The sequence below is a fragment of the Streptomyces sp. NPDC008121 genome, assembly GCF_042957155.1.
Classification (GTDB): Bacteria; Actinomycetota; Actinomycetes; order Streptomycetales; family Streptomycetaceae; genus Streptomyces.
This window is the reverse complement of the sequence record NZ_JBIBHT010000006.1, coordinates 12,971-34,776: the sequence shown is the minus strand read 5'-3', so window position 1 is coordinate 34,776 and position 21,806 is coordinate 12,971. Positions and strand designations below refer to the sequence as shown.

Sequence of the window (21,806 nt, the reverse complement as noted above, 5' to 3'; positions counted from 1 at the left end):
GCTGAGCCGCGAGTCCTCAGCCGCGAGTCCCAGCCGTGAGCCGACTGCCGTCAGCCGCGTGCCGTGCCCACTTATCCTTCCTGACATGGCCCTCCCCCACCGCGTCCGTGGCACCCGCGTGCCGCCACGGACCGCCGACGCCGCCGTGACGCTCGCCGTCACCCTCGTCGTGGCCGTCTGGACCCTGGTCTCGGGGCGGTACGAGGACGAGCCGGTGTCCCGCACGGTCATCGGCTGGGTCCTGCTGGCGATCGGCTGCGGAGCGCTCTACTTCCGGCGTCGGCTGCCCGTGACGGTCGCCGTCGTCACGCTCCTCGCCTGCGTGGCCTACTACCCCGTGTCCGCGCAGGACGGTCCGCTGATGGTCGCCTTCGCCCTCGCGCTCTACACCACGGCCGCCGAAGGGCGTTTCGCCGCCTCCGTCGCCCTCGCGGCCGCGACGCTGCTCGCCGTCGGGGTCGGCGAGATCCGCCAGCAGCCCGGCCACCGGCAGATCGACGACACCTCGCTCGTCATGCTGGCGGGCTGGCTGATCAGCCTGGTCGCCGTCGGACGCGCCCAGCGCACCCGGCTCGCCTATCTGCACGAGGTGGAGCAGCGCGCGCTCGCCGCCGAGCGGGAGCAGGAGGCGCGGGCCCGGCAGAGCGCCACCGAGGAGCGGCTGCGGATCGCCAGGGAGCTGCACGACGTCCTGGGCCACACCCTCTCGCTGATCAACGTCCAGACCGGTGCGGCGCTGCACCGGTTGGACAAGAAGCCCGATCCCGAGGTCGCCCTTGCCGCGGCCGAGGAGGCGCTGCGGGCGGTGCGGGCCACCAGCAAGGACTCCTTGCGCGAGCTGCGCGCGACGCTCGGGGTGCTGCGCGGGGCGGACGAGACGGCGCCGACCGCGCCCACCTCCGGCCTCGCCCTCCTCGGCGAGCTGGTGGAGCGGGCCAGGAGCGGGGGCGTCGACGTCCGGACGAGCGTGACGGGCGCCGCCGTACCCCTGGCGCCGCCGGTCGACCTCGCCGCGTACCGGATCGTGCAGGAGTCGCTGACCAATGTGGCCCGGCACGCGCGGGCCCGCGGCGCCACGGTCGCGCTCGACTGGCGCGCGGACGAGCTGCGCCTGCGCGTCGAGGACGACGGCGAGGGCTCGCCGGACGACGCGCCGCTGGGCAGCGGGATCCGGGGGATGGCCGAGCGCGCGCGGGCCTTCGGCGGCGACCTGACCGCGCGCAACACCGGGGCCGGCTTCCGGGTCGACGCCCGCCTTCCGTTCACCGGACTCACCGCCACCACCACTGCCACCGCCGCCACCGCCACCGACGAGCTCGCCCCGGGCGCCGCCGCCATCGATCCCACCCCAGGTTCCGGACCGACCGCACCCCCCGCCCCCGCAGCACCCACCCCACCGCAGGACGTGTCCGAGAGGGACCCCCGATGATCCGTGTCGTACTCGCCGACGACCAGACCCTGGTCCGCGCGGGGTTCCGCTCGATCCTCGCCGACGAGGACGACATCGAGGTGGTCGGCGAGGCAGGGGACGGCGAGCGGGCGGTCGCCCTCGCCCGCGAGGTGCGCCCCGACGTGGTCCTCATGGACATCCGAATGCCGGTCCTCGACGGGATCGAGGCCACCCGCCGCATCACCACGGACGCGCGGCTCGAAGGCGTCCGGGTGGTCATCCTGACCACCTTCGACCTCGACGACCACGTCTACGGCGCGCTGCGCGCCGGAGCGAGCGGATTCCTCGTCAAGGACACCGAGCCGATGGAACTGCTGCACGGCGTACGGGTGGTGGCGCGCGGCGACGCGCTGATCGCCCCGGCCGTCACCCGCCGCCTGATCGCGGACCTCGCCGGCCGCGGCCGCCGGCCGGACCCGAGCCCCCGCCTGAACGCCCTGACGGAGCGGGAACGCGAGGTCATGGGCCTGGTGGGCGCGGGGCTCTCCAACGACGAGATCGCCCAGCGCCTCGTCCTCTCCCCCGCGACCGCGAAGACGCACGTCAGCCGGATCATGACCAAGCTCGGCGTCCGGGACCGGGCGCAGCTGGTGATCCTGGCGTACGAGTCGGGGATGATCACGCCCGGCTGGCTGGCCTGACTCGACCGACCGGCCACCGAAACCGCTTTGCCGGCCCGGTGCCGGCCGACGAGCACCCTTCCGTCCCCTAGGGGGCACGCGCGTGTGAACGCGACTCCCGGAGTACGCGCGCGTGGGGAGGCACAACCCGTGGGGTGGAGCGGGTGTCCCCCGCTGGGGGACGCCCCGGCCGGAGTCGTACGCCGACGCTGGCGCGGTGAATCCAGATGTCCTCGATCTCGCCCGGCTGCAGTTCGCGCTCACCGCCGGCGGTCACTTCCTCTTCGTCGCCCTCACCCTGGGACTCGCGACCCTCGTCGCCGTGCTCCAGACCGTGGCGACGATCGGCCGGAAGCCGTCCCACGCGCGCATGGTCCGTTTCTGGGGACAGCTGTACGTGATCAACTACGCGGTCGGGATCGTCACCGGCATCGTGATGGAGTTCCAGTTCGGGATGAGCTGGAGCGGACTCACGCACTACGCGGGCAACGTCTTCGGCGCCTCGCTCGCGGTCGAGACAATCGTGGCCTTCTTCGTCGAGTCGACCTTCCTCGGGCTGTGGATCTTCGGCTGGAACCGGCTGAACCGATGGGCCCACCTGGCGGCGATCTGGATCGTCACGCTGACCGCGTACCTGTCGGCGTACTGGATCCTGGTCTCCAACGGCTTCCTCAACCACCCGGTCGGTCACCGCGTCGAGGGCGACAAGCTGGTCCTGGACGATCCGGTCGCCGTGCTGACCAACCCCTCCGCCCTGCTCGCCTTCGGGCACATCCTCGCCGGGTCGCTGCTGACGGCGGGCTTCTTCGTCGCCGGGGTCAGCGCGTACCACCTCTTCCGCCGCTCCCCCGAGTGGGAGTTCTTCGGCCGGAGCCTGCGGATCGGGGTGTTCCTGTCCCTCCCGGCGCTGATGGCGACGGCCGCGTTCGGCGGCGTCCAGCTCGCCTCGTTGAGCACCCTCCAGCCCATGAAGTCGGCCGTCTTCAGCCAGGAAACGGCCGAGATCACCCGGCTCCAGGCGGAGCTCGTGGCCCGTCACGGTCCCGGTGACTACGTCCCCTCCGAGGCGTGGACGCGCGGCGGCGGCCTGGTCATGCTCGTCTGCTTCGGCCTGATGATGTACTTCACCTTCGCCGGCGCGATCCTGGCCTGCTTCAAGAAGGCCGTCTTCCGCTTCCGGCTCTGGCATCTCGCCCTGATGGCCGCCGTACCGCTGCCGTACGTCGCGATGATCAGCGGCTGGGTCTTCCGGGAGGCGGGCCGCCAACCCTGGGTCGTGTACGGACTCCTGACGACCGAGGACGCGGTCTCCGACCTGTCCCCCACGTCGATGCGGGTCTCACTGGCCGTCTTCACCATTCTCTTCGCGCTGCTCGTCGTCCTCAACGCCTGGCTGCTGGCCCGCCACGCCCGCCGCGGACCCGTCGACTCCGGTCTCGGCCATGACGACCGTACGGCCTCCCCCGAGGAGCAGGCGGCAGCCCTTCCCCCCGCGCGCTACTAGGAGCGGACAGTGCACACCCCCGACACTCTCGGCACCCTCGCCATCGTCCTGCTCGCCTTCTTCGCGACCGGTTACCTCGTCCTCGGCGGCGCGGACATCGGCACCGGGATGATCTCCCCGTACCTCGGGCGCACCGATGACGAACGGCGCCTAATCCTCGCCTCCTTCGCGCCCTTCTTCCTGGGCAACGAGGTGTGGCTGGTCGCCACGGCCGGCGTGCTCGTCGGCTGCTTCCCCGATCTCGAAGGAGAGCTGCTGACCGGCCAGATCGCGGTGTTCGTGCCGCTGCTCACCGGGTGGGTCGTCCGTGACGCCGGCCTGTGGTCGCGCGGCCGGGGCGGGGGCCGGGTGTGGCGGGCGGTGTGCGACGGCGCGGTGGTCTGCGGCAGCTGGGCGGTCGCGCTGTCCTGGGGCCTGCTGCTGGCGGCGCTGCTGACCGGGAAGCCGTACGAGCCCGCCGGCGGGTCCGTCGCCGTCCTCATCGCTCTCGCCGTGGCGGCCCTGTTCGCGGCGCACGGCCTCGGCTTCGCCACGCTCCGGCTGACCGGCCGCCCGTACGCACGCGCCCGTCAGCTGGTGGGGCGCACCGGACCCTGGCAGTCCTTCGCCCTCACCGGTGTGCTCCTCGGGGCGCTCGCGCCGGCGGCCGGGGCCGGTCTGCCGCTGGCGGCGCGGGCGGCGGACCGGGCGACGCTCTCCCTGCTCGTCCCGGCCCTGCTGGTGATCACCCCGTTGCTGGTCGCCGCCCAGGTGTGGACCTGGCGCACCTTCCGGCACCGGGTGGACCGCCCCTCGTACCTGTAACGCCTCCGCGGCCACGGGCCGAGCCCGGAGGGCCGAGGGGATCCGTCCTCGCGGGGCGCCCCCGGCACGGTCAGGCGCCGTCGTCGCGGGAGGCCCCCTGGCCCTGCTCCTTCTTGTGGTGCAGCGCCCTCTGGAGGCGCGCGACCACCGCTTCGCCGTAGCGCCGGTGGCCGTGCACGCGCGGGTCGTCGGTCACGTCGTACCGCTTCACATAGGCGCCGAGGAACGCCTGGAGGGTGGCGATGGCCGGGATCGCGATGAGCGCGCCGACCGCGCCCAGCAGCGCCGTGCCGGCGATCACGGATCCGAACGCCACGGCGGGATGGATGTCCACGGTCTTGGCGGTGAGCTTCGGCTGCAGGACGTAGTTCTCGAACTGCTGGTAAACGAGGACGAACGCCAGCACCCACAGGGCGTACCAGGGGTTCACGGTGAAGGCGATCAGCATCGGCAGCGCGCCCGCCAGATACGTACCGATGGTGGGGATGAACTGCGAGACCAGGCCGACCCACACCGCGAGGGCGGGCGCGTAGGGCACGCCCAGGACCTCCAGGAGGATGAAGTGGGCGATGCCGGAGATGAGGGCCATCAGTCCGCGGGAGTAGAGATAGCCGCCGGTCTTGTCGACGGCGATCTCCCAGGCCCGCAGGACCTCGGTCTGGCGGGCGGGCGGCAGGACGGAGCACAGGGCGCGGCGCAGCCGGGGGCCGTCGGCGGCGAAGTAGAACGAGAACAGGAAGATCGTCAGCAGCTTGAACAGGCCGCCGAGGACGGTGGCGGAGACGTCCAGGACACCGCTCGCGCTGTTCTGCACGTACTTCCGCAGCCAGTCGGAGCGCAGCACGCTGTCCTGGACCTCGACCCGGGACATGTCGGTGTGGAACGTCTGGTTCATCCAGTTGATCAGTGAGTCGAGGTACTTCGGAAAGTTCTCGACCATGTCGACGATCTGGCCGGCGAGCATCGACCCGAGCAGGACGACGAAGCCGACGCCGACGATCATGACGGCGAAGAAGACCAGGAAGGTGGCCAGACCCCGGCGCATCCCGCGGGCCGCCATGCGTCCGACGGCCGGCTCGATGGCGAGGGCGAGGAAGAAGGCGACGAGGATGTTGACCAGGAGCCCGATGAGCTGGTGGAAGGCCCAGCTGCCGAGCTGGAAACAGGCGTAGAGGGCGAGGGCCAGCACGAGGGCGCGCGGCAGCCAGCGGGGCATGCGGGCGGCGGGCGGCACCTGGGCCGTCGTCGCGCCCGGGCCGGCTTCCGGACCGGCCGCCGCGCTCCCCGGAGCCGCTTCACCGGTCCGCCGGGGCTTGCCGGTGCCGCCGCTCCGGCGCACCGGGCGGGTCGGATCCGTGGGATCGGTCGGATCCGTGGGGTCGTCGGTCAGGTCTGCGGGGTCCGCAGGGCCTGCGGGGTCTGTCCGGTCGGTCTCGTCGGAATCGTCAGTCGGAGCCACCCCGCCAGTCTCGCGCACCGGGCGGACATTCCGTCCCGGCCCGGCGCCTCACCGTTTGTCGTCGGGCACGCCGACGGCCGCGCAGACCGCCCGCCACACGTCCTTGGCCTCCCAGCCGGCATCCAGCGCCTCGTGGACCGTACGGCCGCCGAGTTCGGACATCACGTGGTCCCGCGCGAAGGACTCGGCGTAGGACCCACCGAAGTGGTCCTCCATCCGCTCCCAGAAAATCGTCAACCGCATGACCCCAGTATCCCGCTCCCAAGAGTGCAGCCCCGCCCTTACCCCTTGTCAGCGGCGCTTTCCGCCCTACGGTCTGACCATGGCTGGAACTCCTCTCGCGGACCCGTCCGCGGCTCCGCACGCGCAGTCCCCCCTCGCGCGTGCCGAGCACTTCATCTGGCTCACGGCCCGCGTCCTCGAACAGCGCCGCTTCGCCTACCACTTCCTGCGCGGGGGCGCGGAGCCCGTGGAGGCCGCGCTGTCGGCGTACCTCAACGAGGACGGCGGGTACGGCCACGCCCTCGAACCCGATCTGCGCGGTCCGGTCAGCCAGCCGCTGCACACCGGGCACGCGCTGCGCGTCCTGGACTCCATCGGCCGCTGCGGCGGCCTGCGGGTCGAACGGATCTGCCGCTACCTCACGGAGGTGTCCACCCACGACGGCGCCCTGCCCGCGGTCCTCCCCACCCAGCGCGCCTACCCGCACGCGCCCTTCGTGCCGGTCGTCGACGCCCCGCCCAGCGAACTGCTGGCCACCGGCCCGGTGGTCGGCCTCCTGCACCGCAACCAGGTGTGGCACGCCTGGCTGTTCCGGGCCACGGAGTTCTGCTGGGCGGCGGTGGAGTCGCTGGAGAAGTCCCATCCGTACGAGATCGAGGCCGCCGTCGCCTTCCTCGACGGGGTCCCCGACCGCTCGCGGGCCCAGGCGGCGGGCGACCGGCTGGGCCGCCTGGTGCGGGAGCAGGGGCTGGCGGTCCTCGACCCGGGGCGGCCGGACGACTTCCCGGTGGCGCCCGGGTACGCCCCGGGCGAGCACCACTTTCCGTACGACTACGCGCGCGTGCCGGACTCCCTGGCCCGCCGCTGGTTCACCGAGGAGGAGATGGCCCACTCGCTCGACCACCTCGCCGCGGCCCAGGAGGAGGACGGCGGCTGGCCGGTCAACTGGCGGCAGTGGGCACCGGGCCCGGCCATGGAGGCCCGCCCGATGGTCACGATCGAGGCCCTGCGCACGCTGCGCGCCCACGGCCGCCCGATCGACTGAACGACGAGGGCGCCTTCCGCCGGCGCGGGAGCGTCGCCGCGCGGGCGGCGCGGGCCTGGGCGTACGAGCCCGAGGCGTACGGGCCCGGGGCCACCCGATCGACTGAACGACGGGGCCCCCGCCGACGCGGGAGCGTCGCAGCGCAGGCGGTACGAACCCGGGCCGTACGGACCCGGCCCCTGCGAGCCCGGAAGCGCCGCCGCGCGGTCCACCCGGCTCCGCGGCCCCGGGCCCTTGCCGCCGGGCTCCTCGGCCGCCGCCCCTCAGCCGCCGATGGCCCGGACGCCCGCCGTCACGACGACGGCGGCTCCGACCACCACCAGGAAGGGCGCCCGCACGATCAGCGCGACGGCGGCGGCCGCGATGCCGGCGGCGCGGGCGTCCAGGACGAGGGCGCCACCGGCGCTGAAGGTCTGCTGGGCGGTGAGGGCCGCCAGCAGGGCCACCGGCAGCAGGGCGGCCAGGCGCTGGACGACCGGTCGTTCCAGCGCGCCCGCGGGCACCAGGAGCCCCAGGAGTTTGACGAGGTAGCACCCGGCCACGGTGAGGCCGATGGCGAGCCAGACGTTCATCGCTCGTCCTCCGTTCCGCTCTTGCCGGGCGCCCCGCGCCGCCCGCTCTTCCCGTCCACCGGGGTCGTCCGGCCCAGCTCACCGCTTCCGGGCTTCCCGGTTCCCCTCCCCGCGTCCTTCGCCGCCTCACGACGGCCCTGCACCCACAGCACGGCGGGCGCGGCGAGCGCCGCCGCGAGGACGGGGACGCCGGCGGGCAGGACGGGCAGCAGGCCGAGGCCGAGCAGGACGGCGAGCCCTGCCGTGGCCCGCTCGGTGGCCGTGCGCAGCATCGGCGCGAGGAGGGCGAGGAAGACGGCCGGACCGGCCGCGTCCAGGCCCCAGGCCTCGGTGTCCCCGAGGGCTTCGGCGCCCAGCGCCCCGAGGAGCGTGGTCAGGTTCCACAGCACGTACAGGGTGAGTCCGGTGACGGTGAACCCCAGCCGCGCCGCCCGTCGGGTGGGCTGCGCGAGCGCGACGGCCGCCGTCTCGTCGATGACCCACTGGGCGGCGAAGGGCCTGACCGAGCGGGGCAGGGCGAGCAGTTGGGAGAGCCGCAGGCCGTAGAAGGCGTTCCGGGTGCCGAGGAAGAAGGCCCCGGCGGCGGCCGTGAAGGGGTTTCCGCCCGCCGCGAGCGCCCCGACCAGCGCGAACTGCGAGGCGCCGGTGAAGACGAGGAGGCTGAGCGCGCAGGTCTGGAGCAGGGTGAGGCCGGCTCCCGCCGACGTCACGCCGAAGGCGAAGCCGGAGAGCCCGACGGCGATGCCGACGCCGAGCGCGTCGCGTACGACGGCGGAGTCGGGTTTATCCGGTGCGTCCCGTATGACCGGGGGTGCTGTCTGTTCTGCCACGTCAGGGACGTTACGAGCCGTCCCGTCGGCCGGTCTTGTACGTTCTTGCACGCTCCCGCTGGTACGCACCGGGAGGAACCCCGACGATCCGGGTGAAGTGCCTGTTCAGGTGGGGTTGGTCGGTGAACCCGACGGTCACGGCCGCCTCGCTCGGCGCGACGCCGGTCTCCAGCAGGTGCCGGGCGCGCCGCACGCGCGCGTTGGTCAGCCAGGTGTGCGGGGGCATGCCGTACGCGGTCTTGAAGGCCCGCAGCAGGGCGAAGGGGCTGACGCCGAGCTCCCGGGCGAGCTGTTCCAGGGACGGCGGCTCGGACATCCGCCCCTCCAGGAGCTCCCTGGCCCGGACCGCCGTACGGCCTCCGGCCGCCTGCGGGGTGCGGGCGGGCAGGGTCTGGCCGTGCCGGCGCAGCAGCCGGGCCACGCCGATCCGCAGCAGGCTGTCGGCGGCGAGGGCGTTGCCCTCCTCGGCCGCCCGGTGCACGGCCTGGATGAGCCGGGCGGTCTCCTCGTCCTCCACGATCGTCTCGGCGAACCCGACGGTCCCCCGCAGCGTGGTCTCCTCGCGCGCGATGCCGGCGATCAGCTGCGAGGAGGGGTAGAGCGTGGCGTACGACCAGCCCTCGGGCACTCCGGCGTGCGCCGCGTGCGGCACCTCGGGGTTGATCAGGACCACGGTGCCGGGCCTGGCGCGGATCGTGCCCTCGGGCATGACCACGTCCTCGATCCCCCGGCGTACGGCGCCGAGGACGAACCCCTCGTGGCTGTGGCGGGTGAAGGAGTGGCTCACATAGCGGGCGCGCAGCAGATCGAGACCGGGCACGCCGGGGTACTGCCAGTGCCTGGCCCACTCGTCCTTGTGACCGCCGCTCGGCTGGATCGCCATACCTTCCATTCTCCGCCGCCGGAACCGCCCCCGACCTGCGCGTCCATGCCTCGGACCCGCCAGGGCGGGCACGCAGGGGCCCGGGCGGGCAGGGATGAGTACGGAAGGTCCCCAGGCGGGCGGGGCCGGGCGCGGGCATGGCCCCGGGCAGGGACGAGTGCGGAGGGTCCCCAGGCAGGCACGGCCGGCGCCCGGGCGGCCCCCGGGAGACGCCCCGCCGTGCACCTCATCCGGCCCCGGGCAGGGACGAGTACGGAGGGTCCCCAGGCAGGCACGGCCAGGCCCGAGGTGCCCCCTGGGGAACGCCTTCCTCCGCCCCCCGGGCACGTCATCCGGCCCCGTTGTCAGTGGCCGGGTGCACGATGGGGGGCATGGTCAGGTCTGCTGCGCTCGACTCGTTCTCCCCCGCGACCCGCGGCTGGTTCACGCGGGCCTTCAGCGCGCCCACGGCGGCGCAGGAAGGCGCCTGGCAGGCCATCGGCGCGGGCTCCGACGTGCTCGTCGTGGCGCCCACCGGCTCCGGCAAGACCCTCGCCGCCTTCCTCGCCTCGCTCGACCAGCTCGCCTCGGCCCCGCCGCCCGCGGACCCCAAGAAGCGCTGCCGGGTGCTGTACGTCTCGCCGCTGAAGGCGCTCGCGGTCGACGTGGAGCGCAATCTGCGCTCGCCCCTGACCGGCATCCGCCAGGAGTCGGTGCGGCTGGGGCAGCCGGAGCCGGACGTGCGGGTGGGCATCCGCTCCGGCGACACCCCGCCCGCCGAGCGCCGGGCTCTGGCCACGAAGCCGCCGGACATCCTGATCACCACGCCGGAGTCGCTGTTCCTGATGCTGACCTCCGCCGCGCGCGACGCCCTCTCCGGCATCGAGACGGTGATCCTTGACGAGGTCCATGCCGTGGCCGCGACCAAGCGCGGTGCCCATCTCGCGCTGTCCCTGGAGCGGCTCGACGAGCTGCTGCCGCGCCCGGCGCGCCGGATCGGCCTGTCGGCGACCGTCCGCCCGGTGGACGAGGTGGCCCGCTATCTCTCCCCGCAGCGCAAGGTGGAGATCGTCCAGCCGCCCTCGGGCAAGGAATTCGACCTCTCCGTCGTCGTCCCGGTCGAGGACATGGGCGAGCTGGTCGGCTCCCCCGCCTCCGAGGGCAAGGACGGCGGTGACAAGCCCTCGATCTGGCCGCACGTGGAGGAGCGGATCGCCGATCTCGTCCAGTCGCACCGCTCCACGATCGTCTTCGCCAACTCCCGCCGGCTGGCCGAGCGGCTCTGCAACCGGCTCAACGAGATCGCGTACGAACGCGCCACCGGGGAGGCTCTTCCCGAGGGCTCCCCTCCGGCCGAGATCATGGCCCAGTCCGGCGCCGCGCAGGGCGCTCCGGCGCTGCTCGCCCGGGCGCACCACGGTTCGGTCTCCAAGGAGCAGCGCGCCCAGGTCGAGGAGGACCTGAAGGCGGGCCGGCTGCCCGCGGTGGTGGCCACCTCCAGCCTGGAGCTGGGCATCGACATGGGCGCGGTCGATCTGGTCGTCCAGGTCGAGTCGCCGCCGTCCGTCGCCTCCGGGCTCCAGCGGGTGGGCCGCGCGGGGCACCAGGTCGGCGCTGTCTCCACGGGCGTGGTGTTCCCGAAGTACCGCGGCGACCTGGTCCAGGCGGCCGTGGTCACGGAGCGGATGCGCAGCGGTTCCATCGAGGCGCTGCGGATTCCGGCGAACCCCCTGGACGTGCTGGCCCAGCAGCTGGTGGCGATGGTGTCCCTGGACACCTGGCAGGTCGACGACCTGCTGACCGTGATCCGGCGGGCCGCCCCCTTCGCCTCCCTGCCCGAGTCGGCGTTCACGGCCGTCCTGGACATGCTGGCCGGCCGCTATCCCTCGGACGCCTTCGCCGAGCTGCGCCCGCGCGTGGTCTGGGACCGCGTGGCCGGTACGGTCACCGGCCGGCCCGGCGCGCAGCGGCTGGCGGTCACCTCCGGCGGCACGATCCCCGACCGGGGTCTCTTCGGGGTCTTCCTGGCCGGCGCCGACCCGAAGAAGGGCGGCGGCCGGGTCGGTGAGCTCGACGAGGAGATGGTGTACGAGTCCCGGGTCGGCGACGTCTTCACGCTGGGGACCACGACCTGGCGGATCGAGGACATCACCCGGGACCGGGTCCTGGTCTCCCCCGCGCCGGGCGTGCCGGGCCGGCTGCCGTTCTGGAAGGGCGACCAGCTGGGCCGCCCGCTCGAACTGGGTCGCGCGGTGGGGGCGTTCCTGCGCGAGGTCGGTTCGCTCGAACCGGAGGACGCCCGGCTGCGGCTGCTCACGGCGGGCCTGGACGGCTGGGCCGCCGACAACGTCCTCGCCTATCTGGACGAGCAGCGCAAGGCCTGCGGTCACGTGCCGGACGACCGGACGATCCTGGTCGAGCGGTTCCGCGACGAACTCGGCGACTGGCGGGTCGTCATCCACTCCCCCTTCGGAGCCCAGGTGCACGCCCCGTGGGCGCTGGCGCTCGGCGCCCGGCTCGCCGAGCGGTACGGCATGGACGCCCAGGTCATGCACGCCGACGACGGGATCGTGCTGCGGCTGCCCGACGCGGACATGATGGGCCTGGACCTCCTCGACCACGAGCCGGTGGACGCCGACCGGCGCCTCGACACGACGTACGACGCCGACCAGGCGCCGATCGGCGCGGCCGACGCGCTCTTCGACAAGGGCGAGATCAGCCAGATCGTCACCGACCAGGTCGGCGGCTCGGCCCTGTTCGCCTCCCGGTTCCGCGAGTGCGCCGCACGGGCCCTGCTGCTGCCCAAGCGCAATCCGGGCAAGCGCACGCCCCTGTGGCAGCAGCGGCAGCGGGCCGCCCAGCTGCTCCAGGTCGCCAGCGAGTTCGGATCCTTCCCGATCGTCCTGGAGGCCGTCCGCGAGTGCCTCCAGGACGTCTTCGACGTCCCCGGGCTCACGGAGCTGATGGGCGACATCGAATCCCGCAGGGTCCGGCTGGTCGAGGTCACCACCCCGGAGCCGTCCCCGTTCGCCCGCTCCCTCCTCTTCGGCTATGTCGCCCAGTTCCTGTACGAGGGCGACTCGCCGCTCGCCGAGCGGCGGGCGGCCGCGCTCTCCCTGGACTCCCGGCTCCTCGCCGAGCTCCTCGGCCAGGCCGAGCTGCGCGAGCTGCTCGACGCGGACGTGCTGACCGAGCTGGAGCGGGAGCTGCAATGGCTCACCGACGACCGCCGGATCAAGGACGTGGAGGGCGTCGCCGACCTGCTGCGCGTCCTCGGCCCGCTCACGGACACCGAGCTGGCCGAGCGGGGCGCCGATCCGGAGTGGGCGCCCCGCCTGGCCACGGACCGCCGGGCCATCCGCGTCCGGATCTCCGGCACGGAGCACTGGGCGGCGATCGAGGACGCCGGCCGCCTGCGGGACGCCCTGGGCACGGCCTTGCCGGTCGGGGTGCCCGAGGCGTTCACGGAGCCGGTCAAGGACCCGCTGGGCGACCTCCTCGCCCGGTACACGCGCACCCACGGCCCCTTCACGTCCTCCGCGGCCGCCGCCCGCTTCGGGCTCGGCGCCGCGGTCACCGACGGCGCCCTCCAGCGGATGTCCGCGGCCGGCCGCGTCGTTCAGGGCGAGTTCCACCCCTCGGGGATCGGGCAGGAGTGGTGCGACGCGGCCGTGCTGCGCCGTCTGCGGCGCCGCTCGCTCGCCGCCCTCCGGCACGAGCTGGAGCCGGTTCCTCCGGCCGCGCTCGCCACCTTCCTGCCCCAGTGGCAGCACCTGGGCGGCAGCAGCCTGCGCGGGATCGACGGCCTCGCCCGTGCCGTCGAGCAGTTGCAGGGGGCGCCCGTCCCCGCCTCGGCCCTGGAGAAGCTGATCCTGCCGTCCCGGGTGCGGGACTACTCCCCGGCCCTGCTCGACGAGCTGACCACGACCGGCGAGGTCGTCTGGGCCGGTGCCGGCGCCCTGCCGGGCAAGGACGGCTGGGTCTCCCTCTATCTCGCCGACGCGGCGCCCCTGCTCCTCCCGCCGCCGCATCCGCTCGAGACGACCGCGCTCCACGAGTCCGTGCTCACGGCCCTGACCGGGGGCTACGGCCTGTTCTTCCGCCAGATCGCCGACCAGGTCCGGGCCACCACCCACCCGGACGCGACCGATCCGCAGCTGGCCGACGCCCTCTGGGACCTGGCCTGGTCCGGGCGGCTCACCAACGACACCCTCGCCCCGCTGCGTTCGCTGCTCGGCTCCGGCCGGACGGCCGGCGCCACGGCGCACCGCGCCAAGCGCACCGTCCCCCGCGGTCGTTACGGCACCCTGGCGGTGGCCGCCCGCTCCGGCTCGCGGACCGGCCCGCCCACGGTCAGCGGCCGCTGGGCCCTGCTCCCGCCCGCCGAGCCGGAACCGACCCACCGCGCCCACGCCCTGGCCCGCACGCTCCTCGACCGGCACGGCGTGGTGACCCGCGGCGCGGTGGCCGCCGAAGGGGTCGAGGGCGGTTTCTCGGCGACGTACCGCATCCTGTCGGCCTTCGAGGACAGCGGGCAGGCCCGGCGCGGCTATGTGGTGGAGGGCCTCGGCGCGGCGCAGTTCGCGATGGACGGGGCCGTGGACCGGCTCCGGGCGGCGGCGACCGCCCGCGACCGCGGGGCGGAGGCGGCCATGGGGCCGCGTGCGGTGGTGCTGGCCGCCGCCGACCCGGCCAACGCGTACGGCGCCGCCCTGCCCTGGCCGGAGCCTCCGACGGGCGCAGGCCACAAGCCCGGCCGCAAGGCGGGTGCCATGGTGGTCCTGGTCGACGGCGAGCTGACGCTCTACATGGAGCGGGGCGGGAAGACGCTGCTGTGCTGGCCCGCGGACCCGGACGATCCGGCGCTGAGAGCCGCCGCCGAGTCCCTGGCCACCTCGGCCCTCGCCGGCTCGCTCGGCACGGTCACGGTGGAACGGGTCAACGGAACCGCGGCCCTCACCTCCCCCCTCGCCCGCGCCCTGGAAACCGCCGGCTTCCACGCCACCCCCCGCGGCCTCCGCCTGCGCCCCTAGACCATCTCCGGAAAGTCCCGCCTGGCCGGGATCGCCTGGCACACCCGCTCGCTTGCCGGGTCGCGGTGTCCGGCACCCCGACCCGGCACCCTGCGCGGTCGGCAGGACACTCCTGACGGCCTGGCCGAGCTGCGCCCGGCCTCCGCCTGCGCCCCTGACCCCCTGCCCCTCGATCCCGCATGATGGAGCCATGCCTGAAGGAGACACCATCTGGCTGGCCGCCCACCGGCTGCACGCGGCGCTTGCCGGGCGGGTGCTGACCCGGTCCGATCTGCGGGTGCCCCGGTTCGCGACCGCCGACCTCACCGGGCGCACGGTCCTCGACGTCACCCCGCGCGGAAAGCACCTGCTCACCCGGATCGAGGGCGGTCTGACCCTCCACTCCCATCTGCGGATGGACGGCTCCTGGCAGGTGTACGCCAACGGTGAGCGGTGGCGCGGGGGCCCCGTCCACCAGGTCAGGGCGATCCTCGGCAACGACGAGCGCACCGCCGTCGGCTACCGCCTGCCCGTCCTCGAACTCATCCGTACCTCGGAGGAGCCCGATGTCGTGGGCCACCTCGGCCCGGATCTCCTCGGCCCTGACTGGGACGCGGCGGAGGCGGTCCGCCGGCTGACCGCCGACCCCGCGCGCTCGCTCGGCGAAGCCCTGCTCGACCAGCGCAATCTCGCGGGCATCGGCAACGTCTACAAGTCGGAGCTGGCGTTCCTCGCCGCGGTCACTCCCTGGCTTCCGGTGGGCGAGCTGGCGTCCGGCGTCCCCGAGCGGCTCGTCGCCACGGCCCGCCGTCTGCTGGAGGAGAACAAGGAACGGACCTCGCGCAGGACGACGTCCGCCCGCCTGCCGTCCGAACAGCTCTACGTCTACGGCCGTCGCAGTCGCCCCTGCCTGCGCTGTGGGACGGCCATCCGGAAGGCGGAGCTCGGCGACCGCGTCACCTACTGGTGCCCGGGCTGCCAGAAGGGCCCCACCGCGTAGCGGAAGGACCCCACCGCGTACCGAAAGTCTCCCACCAAGTAATTGACGACCCGTCAGATTCGGTCGTACGGTCCCTGCATGCCTCTCACGGCGTACGACCTCAGCGGCCGCACCGCCTTCGTCACCGGCGCGGCGGGCGGGATCGGCAGGGCGACGTCCGTCCTGCTCGCGGAGGCGGGTGCGACGGTCCACTGCGCGGACCGCGACGAGCCGGGGCTACGGGAGACCGCGGCCCTCGTCGCCGAACGCGGCGGCACGGCCCGCCTCCACCCCTTGGACGTCACCGACCGCACCGCCCTCGCGGCGGCCGTCGGCAGCATCGCCGGCCCGCTCCACGTGATGGCGGCGATCGCCGGGATCATGCACACGAGCACGGTCCTGGAGACACGCGACGAGGATCTCGACCGCGTGCTCGCGGTGAACTTCAAGGGAGTGCTGTACGCCTGCCAGGAGGGGGCCCGGTCGATGATCGCATCGGGCACGCGCGGCTCCGTCGTCACCATGGCCTCGGGGGCGATGGACTCGGCAAGCGCGGGCCTGCTCTGCTACAGCGTCGCCAAGGCCGCCGTGGTGCAGTTGACGAAGACCCTGGCCACGGAGGTCGGCCGGCACGGCATCCGGGTCAATGCGATCGCGCCCGGGTGGATCCGTACGCCCATGACCGACCGCCACGAACCGGCCACTCAGGAGCAGGCGGAGGCGGCGATGGTCCGTCATTCCCCCTTGCGCCGGGTCGGCGTGCCCGAGGACATCGCGCACGCGGTGCTGCACCTCGCCTCGGACGCCTCGTCGTTCACGACGGGTCAGATCCTCCGCCCGAACGGCGGGGTCGCGATGCCGTGGTGAGCCGGGTGCGTCCGGCGGTGAATCGGAAGAGTCCGGAAGCGAGCCGGGTACGTCCGGCGGAGAGCGCTGAACCTCCCGTCCGTATTCGGCCCCGGGGGCCGCGCGCGGTCGAGGCGGCCACATGGACGGGCAGCAGACTGAGCCCCCAGCCGCCGGCGGCCACCGCGCCCTCGACCAGCCCGGTCTGCTGCGGGACGAGGAGAAGGCGCAGCACGGCCCACCACCACAGCCCGCCGACCGCCAGCCCGCTCGCCACCAGTGCGAACGTCACCGGCGGAAACCATCGCCGTACCATGGCCGCCTCCTCCGGTCGACGCTAGACCGGGCGTATCGCGCGACGGGAGGGCGCACCGGAGGCACCGCGGGCGCACGCCGGGCCGTTCAGGCCGCGCACGCCCCGGAAAGCCCCGCCTGGCCCGCGACGCCCGGCACCGCGCCCTGATCCGGCCTGAGCAACGCGACACCCGCCGGGGTCGCGAAGACCGGGCAGGCCCGGCGACGCGGCCCGTGGGCCCCGCGACGTCGCCCCGCCGCGCGGGCCCGGGCCGCCCGTCGCCATGATCAGGCGCTCTCCGCCTGGAACATCCATGCATGCTTCTCGAGGTCGGCCGTCAGGCCGATCAGGATGTCCTGGGTGACCGGGTCCGGCTCGTCCGTGGCCTCGATCCGCTCCCGCATCCGCGCGATGACCGCGACCAGGGCGTCGACCAGGATCTTCACCGCGTCGGTGTCCTTGATCCAGCCCGTGGGCACTTCGCCGATGGCGCTGCCGGAGGCGACGGACGCGGCCCGGCCGTCCGGGTTGACGCCCACCGCCGAGGCGCGTTCGGCCACCACGTCGGAGTGCTGGCGCGCGGTCATCACGACCTCGTCGAGCTGGAGGTGGACCGAGCGGAACCGCGGTCCGACCACGTTCCAGTGAACCTGCTTGGCGACGAGGCCGAGGTCGACCAGGTCGACCAGGGCGCCCTGCAGGGCATTGCCGACCGTCTTGAGGTCGGCTTCGGACAACGAGCTCTTCACGACGGACATGCCTGTTCTCCAACCAGTCGTACGTTCCCTCACCATGGCACGCATGACCGGTATCGGGCATCTCAAACCAAGCACCCGTACCCCGTCGAGAGGCCGCGAACAAGACAAAAACCCCGGCGGATGTCCTCCTGGGACATCTTCCGGGGCTCTCGCCCATTCGGTTCAGGTCGGGTCAGGCGGCGACGACGTCCACCGCTTCCGCGGGCGCCTTGATGGTCACCCGCTCGGTGGGCACACCGGCCACCGACGTCACCGACACGGAATTGAGCATCGGGCGGACCGGTGTCGGCACCGGTTCGCTCGCCGCTGCCGATTGGGCCAGTTCGGCCAGTGACAGCTCGTCGCTCACTTCGCGCATGAGCTCGGACATCCGTACGTCAAGCGCGTCGCAGATCGCGGAGAGCAGCTCGGAGGAAGCCTCCTTCTGCCCCCGCTCCACCTCGGAGAGATAGCCGAGCGAAACTCGGGCGGACGAGGAGACTTCGCGCAGAGTACGGCCCTGGCGCTGGCGCTGCCGACGCAGCACGTCACCCAATAGGCGACGGAGCAGAATCATCGGTGGCTCCCTCCTCGGACCGCGTAGCCGCATCCTTCACGCCCCACCGTACCGCCTCGCGCTGCGGCCGTGCGGGGAGCGATGTCGTGTTCACTCAGGGCTGCAAACATCAATTCCCCCCGTTCTGTTCCGTATCCTGTGCCCGCGCATTTCCCGAGAGTTCGTCGCCGAGCAGTTCCAGCACGCTGCGCACACTCTCTTTACGGATGTCCGCGCGATCGCCGTTCAACCGCAACGAGGCCACTTTCCCGGCCGCGGCGCCTGATCCGGCCGGTCCCGCGACGGCCACGTACACCGTGCCCACGGGCTGCCCGTCCTGCGGCTCCGGCCCGGCGACACCCGTCGTGGAGATCCCCCAGTCGGCGCCGAGCCGATCGCGGACACCGGCCGCCATCTGCAGCGCGACCTCCGGGTCGACCGCGCCCCGCTCTTCCAGGAGGGACCCGTCGACGCCGAGGAGCGCCTCTTTCAGGGGCGTGGCGTAGGCCGTGACGGACCCGCGGAACCCGGCCGACGCCCCGGGGGCGTACGTCAGCTCCGCGGCCACCAGGCCGCCCGTGAGGGACTCGGCGACGGCCACCGTGTGACCGCGCTCCGCGAGCAGGTCCAGGACCAGCGTGGCTTCTTTCATCGCGTTTCCCTCACCGCGCTTCCCTCATCACGCCTCTTCCGTCGCGTTCGCCGTCACCACGACGGCGCCCGCCCTTGCACGACCGCGCTCACGTTCCCGCGCCCGCGGCCACCTTCACCGCGTCGAGCCGGCCGTGGGCCCGGGGACCGAGGGCCCGTCGGACGATCGGGCGGCCCGCTCGGCGGCCAGCCCCTGGCGCCTGAGGACGACGGCCTGCCGGACGTAGTCCAGGCCGGTGACGACCGTCAGCACGACGGCCACCAGCATCACCCAGAAGCGCAGGGTGGCGAGTGGACCGGTCAGCATGAGGACGTACATGCCGACCGCCGTCCCCTGCGCCAGCGTCTTCACCTTCCCGCCGCGGCTGGCCGGAATCACCCCGTGACGGATCACCCAGAACCGCAGCAGCGTGATGCCCAGCTCGCGGGCGAGGATCACCGCCGTCACCCACCACGGCAGGTCCCCCAGCCACGACAGGGAGATCAGTCCGGCCGCCATGATCGCCTTGTCGGCGATCGGGTCGGCGATCTTCCCGAAGTCCGTGACCAGGTTGTACGTCCGTGCCAGATGGCCGTCGAACACGTCCGTGATCATGGCGACGGCGAACGCGGCCCACGCCCAGGCGCGCCAGGCCGGGTCGTGCCCGCCGTCCTGGAACAGCAACAGCACGAAGGCGGGAACGAGCACCAAGCGCATCATGGTGAGGATGTTGGCGATGTTCCACAGGCTGGCCTGATTGACGGCCGCAGCGCCCAGCTTGCCGCCGGGCGCGGGCCTACCGGGCCCGCCCGTCGCGGACGCCGGGACTCCGGTCATCTGCCCGCCTCCTCGAAAAGACACTCGGCCACCAGGTCGACGCCTTCCGTTCCCACGACCTTCGCTGTGACCATACGGCCGGAAGCCAGGTCGTGGCGCGCGGCGGACTCGGGGGTGAGGACCACCTGGCCGTCCGTCTCCGGCGCCTGGTGGGCGGCACGGCCGATCACGCCGCCGTCCTCGTCGACGGAGTCGACCGTTTCGACGAGTACTTCCAGGGTCTCTCCGATCCGCTCCTCCGCACGCTGGGCGGTGAGCTCCTCGGCGAGTCGGGAGAGGTGGGCGAGGCGTTCGTCCACGATCTCCTGGTCCAGCTTGCGCTCGTAGGAGGCGGCCTCGGTGCCGTCCTCGTCGGAGTAGCCGAAGACGCCGATGGCGTCGAGGCGGGCGTGGGTGACGAAGCGTTCCAGCTCGGCGAAGTCCGCCTCGGTCTCGCCGGGGAAGCCGACGATGAAGTTGGAGCGGGCACCGGCGGTGGGCGCCTTGGACCGGATGGTCTCCAGGAGGTCCAGGAAGCGGTCGGTGTCGCCGAAGCGGCGCATGGCCCGCAGCACGTCCGGGGCGCTGTGCTGGAAGGACAGGTCGAAGTAGGGGGCGACCTTCTCGGTCGAGGTCAGCACGTCGATCAGCCCGGGCCGCATCTCGGCGGGCTGGAGGTAGCTGACGCGGATCCGCTCGATCCCGTCGACGGCGGCCAGCTCGGGCAGCAGCGTCTCCAGCAGGCGGATGTCGCCGAGGTCCTTGCCGTAGGAGGTGTTGTTCTCGGAGACCAGCATGACCTCCTTCACCCCCTGCTCGGCGAGCCAGCGCGTCTCGCCGAGCACGTCCGAGGGACGGCGCGAGACGAAGGAGCCGCGGAAGGACGGGATGGCGCAGAAGGAGCAGCGGCGGTCGCAGCCGGAGGCGAGCTTCACCGAGGCGACGGGGCTGGAGTCCAGGCGGCGGCGGAGCGGCGCGCGCGGGCCGGAGGCCGGGGCCAGGCCCTCGGGGAGGTCGCTCGGCACGTTCTCCGGCGCCTCGGCGGCGCCGGTGCCGGCCTGGCCGCCGTGGCCCGGCAGGGCGACCGCGGCGGCGGCCTCCTGCCGCTCCACCGGGGACAGCGGCAGGAGCTTGCGCCGGTCGCGCGGGGTGTGCGCCTCGACGTTGCCGCCGCTGAGGATGGTCTGGAGGCGGTCGGAGATGTCGGCGTAGTCGTCGAAGCCGAGCACGCCGTCGGCCTCGGGGAGGGCCTCGGCCAGCTCCTTGCCGTACCGCTCGGCCATACAGCCGACCGCGACGACGGCCTGGGTCTTGCCGTGATCCTTCAGATCATTGGCTTCGAGGAGGGCGTCGACGGAGTCCTTCTTGGCGGCTTCGACGAATCCACAGGTGTTGACGACGGCGACGTCCGCGTCCGATGCGTCCTCGACGAGCTCCCAGCCGTCCGCTGCCAAGCGGCCTGCGAGCTCCTCCGAGTCCACCTCGTTACGGGCGCAGCCAAGAGTGACAAGGGCGACGGTACGGCGTTCGGGCATGGGCTCAAGACTACTTCGTCCTGACCGTACCCCCGCCGCGCAGGGTTCTTCCGCGCGACGGGGGTACGGGACGGGGCTGTGGCCGCGGCCGGGAGGATCAGCCGGCCTCGGGGTCGCCCTTGGTGTAGGAGAGCCGCTCGACCTGGCCGGTCTCGAACTTCTGCGCGACCTTCTTGCCGTTCACGTAGAGCTCGATCGGCCCGGCGTTGCCGAGGATCAGGTCGATGCGCTCGTCGTCCTGGAAGGTCTTCGAGTCGCCCTTGAGGAGCAGGCCGTCGAAGAGCAGCTTGCCGTCGTGGGCCTTGGCGGAGATCCAGCTCTTGTCGTCGGTCGCGGTCAGCTTGACCGTGACCTTGTCCTTCGGGACCGCCGCGATGGCGCTCTCGGAGGGCACCGGCTTGGGGTCGGCGGGCTTGGTGGGCTTGGGCTTGACGGGCTTCTTGACGGGGGCGGGGCCTTCCGCCACCGTGCCGGAGCCGCTCGACGCGTCGTTCCCGTTGAACATCGTGAAGCCGGCGAAGCCGACGACGGCGACGATCGCCGCGACCATGGCGGCGGTCCAGTTGGGGCGGCGCGGCTCGGGGCGGATACGTTCCGCCTCGAAGAGCGGTGCGGCGGGGGTCGGCGCTGGACGGCCGCCGTGCTCGGCGTCGTACTGGTCGACGAGCGGCGCCGGATCGAGTCCGACGGCGCGCGCGAGCGTGCGGATGTGCCCGCGGGCGTAGACGTCGCCGCCACAGCGGGTGAAGTCGTCCTCCTCGATCGCGTGCACGATCGGAATCCGGACACGGGTGGAGGCACTGACCTCTTCGACGGTGAGGCCGGCGGCGACGCGGCCCTGCTGGAGAGCGCGACCGATCGAATCCCGGTCGTCTGCCGGGACGTTCCGGTCGTCTTCGGGGGAGTTGCCGATGGACACGAGAGCGCCTTTCGAGCGTGTAGCCACCTGCTGGATGTTCAGTCTATGGGTGGTACGAAAGGGTGGGGCAACCGGGCGGACTCGGTTTGTACGCCATGAGGCTGGGACATCG

20 protein-coding genes are annotated in these 21,806 nt (G+C 73.1%); 8 read left to right on the top strand and 12 right to left on the bottom strand.

Going from position 1 to position 21,806, the window contains the following annotated elements; genetic code table 11:
- Nucleotides 1-85 precede the first annotated feature (85 nt).
- The 4 genes from ACFZBD_RS20705 to ACFZBD_RS20690 all read left to right on the top strand — a co-directional run bounded on the left by ACFZBD_RS20705 (nucleotide 86) and on the right by ACFZBD_RS20690 (nucleotide 4,378).
- Complete coding sequence (locus ACFZBD_RS20705) at nucleotides 86-1,429, top strand: histidine kinase (RefSeq protein ID WP_391141297.1); 1,344 nt, start codon at nucleotides 86-88, stop codon at nucleotides 1,427-1,429.
- Complete coding sequence (locus ACFZBD_RS20700; protein WP_391141294.1) at nucleotides 1,426-2,091, top strand: response regulator; 666 nt, start codon at nucleotides 1,426-1,428, stop codon at nucleotides 2,089-2,091. The genes ACFZBD_RS20705 and ACFZBD_RS20700 overlap by 4 nt, the downstream gene beginning before the upstream one ends.
- A gap of 196 nt (nucleotides 2,092-2,287) precedes the next feature.
- Nucleotides 2,288-3,574 (top strand): cytochrome ubiquinol oxidase subunit I, encoded by a 1,287-nt coding sequence (locus ACFZBD_RS20695; protein WP_391141292.1) that lies wholly within the window; start codon nucleotides 2,288-2,290, stop codon nucleotides 3,572-3,574.
- Between the two features lie 9 nt (nucleotides 3,575-3,583).
- Nucleotides 3,584-4,378, top strand: a complete 795-nt coding sequence (locus ACFZBD_RS20690; RefSeq protein ID WP_391141290.1) for a cytochrome d ubiquinol oxidase subunit II — start codon at nucleotides 3,584-3,586, stop codon at nucleotides 4,376-4,378.
- Nucleotides 4,379-4,448: 70 nt separating this feature from the next.
- Here ACFZBD_RS20690 and ACFZBD_RS20685 read toward each other — a convergent pair whose 3' ends face one another.
- Both ACFZBD_RS20685 and ACFZBD_RS20680 read right to left on the bottom strand, forming a co-directional pair.
- Complete coding sequence (locus ACFZBD_RS20685; protein WP_391142194.1) at nucleotides 4,449-5,717, bottom strand: AI-2E family transporter; 1,269 nt, start codon at nucleotides 5,715-5,717, stop codon at nucleotides 4,449-4,451.
- A 168-nt stretch (nucleotides 5,718-5,885) separates the two neighbouring features.
- The gene (locus tag ACFZBD_RS20680) at nucleotides 5,886-6,080 is read right to left on the bottom strand and encodes a DUF3046 domain-containing protein (RefSeq protein WP_391141289.1); all 195 of its coding nucleotides are present in this window, start codon (nucleotides 6,078-6,080) and stop codon (nucleotides 5,886-5,888) included.
- Nucleotides 6,081-6,159: 79 nt separating this feature from the next.
- Here ACFZBD_RS20680 and ACFZBD_RS20675 point away from each other — a divergent pair, with 79 nt between their 5' ends.
- A complete protein-coding gene (locus ACFZBD_RS20675; protein WP_391141287.1) occupies nucleotides 6,160-7,104 on the top strand; it encodes a hypothetical protein in 945 nt (314 codons plus the stop codon).
- 263 nt (nucleotides 7,105-7,367) lie between these two features.
- Here ACFZBD_RS20675 and ACFZBD_RS20670 read toward each other — a convergent pair whose 3' ends face one another.
- From ACFZBD_RS20670 to ACFZBD_RS20660, 3 genes are read right to left on the bottom strand one after another with little or no spacing between them, the layout of a single operon-like run.
- A complete protein-coding gene (locus ACFZBD_RS20670) occupies nucleotides 7,368-7,676 on the bottom strand; it encodes an AzlD domain-containing protein (protein WP_391141284.1) in 309 nt (102 codons plus the stop codon).
- Nucleotides 7,673-8,506, bottom strand: a complete 834-nt coding sequence (locus ACFZBD_RS20665; protein WP_391141281.1) for an AzlC family ABC transporter permease — start codon at nucleotides 8,504-8,506, stop codon at nucleotides 7,673-7,675. The genes ACFZBD_RS20670 and ACFZBD_RS20665 overlap by 4 nt, the downstream gene beginning before the upstream one ends.
- Nucleotides 8,507-8,516: 10 nt before the next feature.
- Complete coding sequence (locus ACFZBD_RS20660) at nucleotides 8,517-9,389, bottom strand: AraC family ligand binding domain-containing protein (protein WP_391141279.1); 873 nt, start codon at nucleotides 9,387-9,389, stop codon at nucleotides 8,517-8,519.
- A 362-nt stretch (nucleotides 9,390-9,751) separates the two neighbouring features.
- Here ACFZBD_RS20660 and ACFZBD_RS20655 point away from each other — a divergent pair, with 362 nt between their 5' ends.
- The 3 genes from ACFZBD_RS20655 to ACFZBD_RS20645 all read left to right on the top strand — a co-directional run bounded on the left by ACFZBD_RS20655 (nucleotide 9,752) and on the right by ACFZBD_RS20645 (nucleotide 16,226).
- The gene (locus tag ACFZBD_RS20655; protein WP_391141277.1) at nucleotides 9,752-14,401 is read left to right on the top strand and encodes an ATP-dependent helicase; all 4,650 of its coding nucleotides are present in this window, start codon (nucleotides 9,752-9,754) and stop codon (nucleotides 14,399-14,401) included.
- Between the two features lie 190 nt (nucleotides 14,402-14,591).
- The gene (locus ACFZBD_RS20650) at nucleotides 14,592-15,380 is read left to right on the top strand and encodes a DNA-formamidopyrimidine glycosylase family protein (RefSeq protein WP_391141275.1); all 789 of its coding nucleotides are present in this window, start codon (nucleotides 14,592-14,594) and stop codon (nucleotides 15,378-15,380) included.
- A gap of 78 nt (nucleotides 15,381-15,458) precedes the next feature.
- Nucleotides 15,459-16,226 carry an SDR family oxidoreductase gene (locus tag ACFZBD_RS20645; protein WP_391141273.1) on the top strand — a complete coding sequence of 256 codons (768 nt, stop codon included), beginning with the start codon at nucleotides 15,459-15,461 and terminating at the stop codon, nucleotides 16,224-16,226.
- On the opposite strand, the gene ACFZBD_RS20640 is transcribed toward ACFZBD_RS20645, so the two are convergent.
- The 7 genes from ACFZBD_RS20640 to ACFZBD_RS20610 form a co-directional block, all read right to left on the bottom strand.
- On the bottom strand, nucleotides 16,174-16,521 hold the full coding sequence (locus ACFZBD_RS20640) for a hypothetical protein (RefSeq protein ID WP_391141271.1): 348 nt from the start codon (nucleotides 16,519-16,521) through the stop codon (nucleotides 16,174-16,176). The two genes, ACFZBD_RS20645 and ACFZBD_RS20640, sit on opposite strands and share 53 nt — an antisense overlap.
- Before the next feature lie 266 nt (nucleotides 16,522-16,787).
- Complete coding sequence (locus ACFZBD_RS20635; protein ID WP_391141269.1) at nucleotides 16,788-17,258, bottom strand: ferritin-like domain-containing protein; 471 nt, start codon at nucleotides 17,256-17,258, stop codon at nucleotides 16,788-16,790.
- Nucleotides 17,259-17,430: 172 nt separating this feature from the next.
- Nucleotides 17,431-17,814 (bottom strand): helix-turn-helix domain-containing protein, encoded by a 384-nt coding sequence (locus ACFZBD_RS20630; protein WP_391141266.1) that lies wholly within the window; start codon nucleotides 17,812-17,814, stop codon nucleotides 17,431-17,433.
- A gap of 109 nt (nucleotides 17,815-17,923) precedes the next feature.
- Nucleotides 17,924-18,445: a nicotinamide-nucleotide amidohydrolase family protein gene (locus tag ACFZBD_RS20625; protein ID WP_391141263.1), complete on the bottom strand. Its 522-nt coding sequence runs from the start codon at nucleotides 18,443-18,445 to the stop codon at nucleotides 17,924-17,926.
- A 114-nt stretch (nucleotides 18,446-18,559) separates the two neighbouring features.
- Entirely contained in the window at nucleotides 18,560-19,261 is a 702-nt protein-coding gene (gene pgsA / locus ACFZBD_RS20620; protein WP_391141260.1) for a CDP-diacylglycerol--glycerol-3-phosphate 3-phosphatidyltransferase, read from the bottom strand.
- Nucleotides 19,258-20,775, bottom strand: a complete 1,518-nt coding sequence (rimO, locus tag ACFZBD_RS20615; protein ID WP_391141257.1) for a 30S ribosomal protein S12 methylthiotransferase RimO — start codon at nucleotides 20,773-20,775, stop codon at nucleotides 19,258-19,260. The genes pgsA and rimO overlap by 4 nt, the downstream gene beginning before the upstream one ends.
- A 97-nt stretch (nucleotides 20,776-20,872) precedes the next feature.
- The gene (locus tag ACFZBD_RS20610) at nucleotides 20,873-21,694 is read right to left on the bottom strand and encodes a RodZ domain-containing protein (RefSeq protein ID WP_391141255.1); all 822 of its coding nucleotides are present in this window, start codon (nucleotides 21,692-21,694) and stop codon (nucleotides 20,873-20,875) included.
- Between the last annotated feature and the right edge of the window lie 112 nt (nucleotides 21,695-21,806).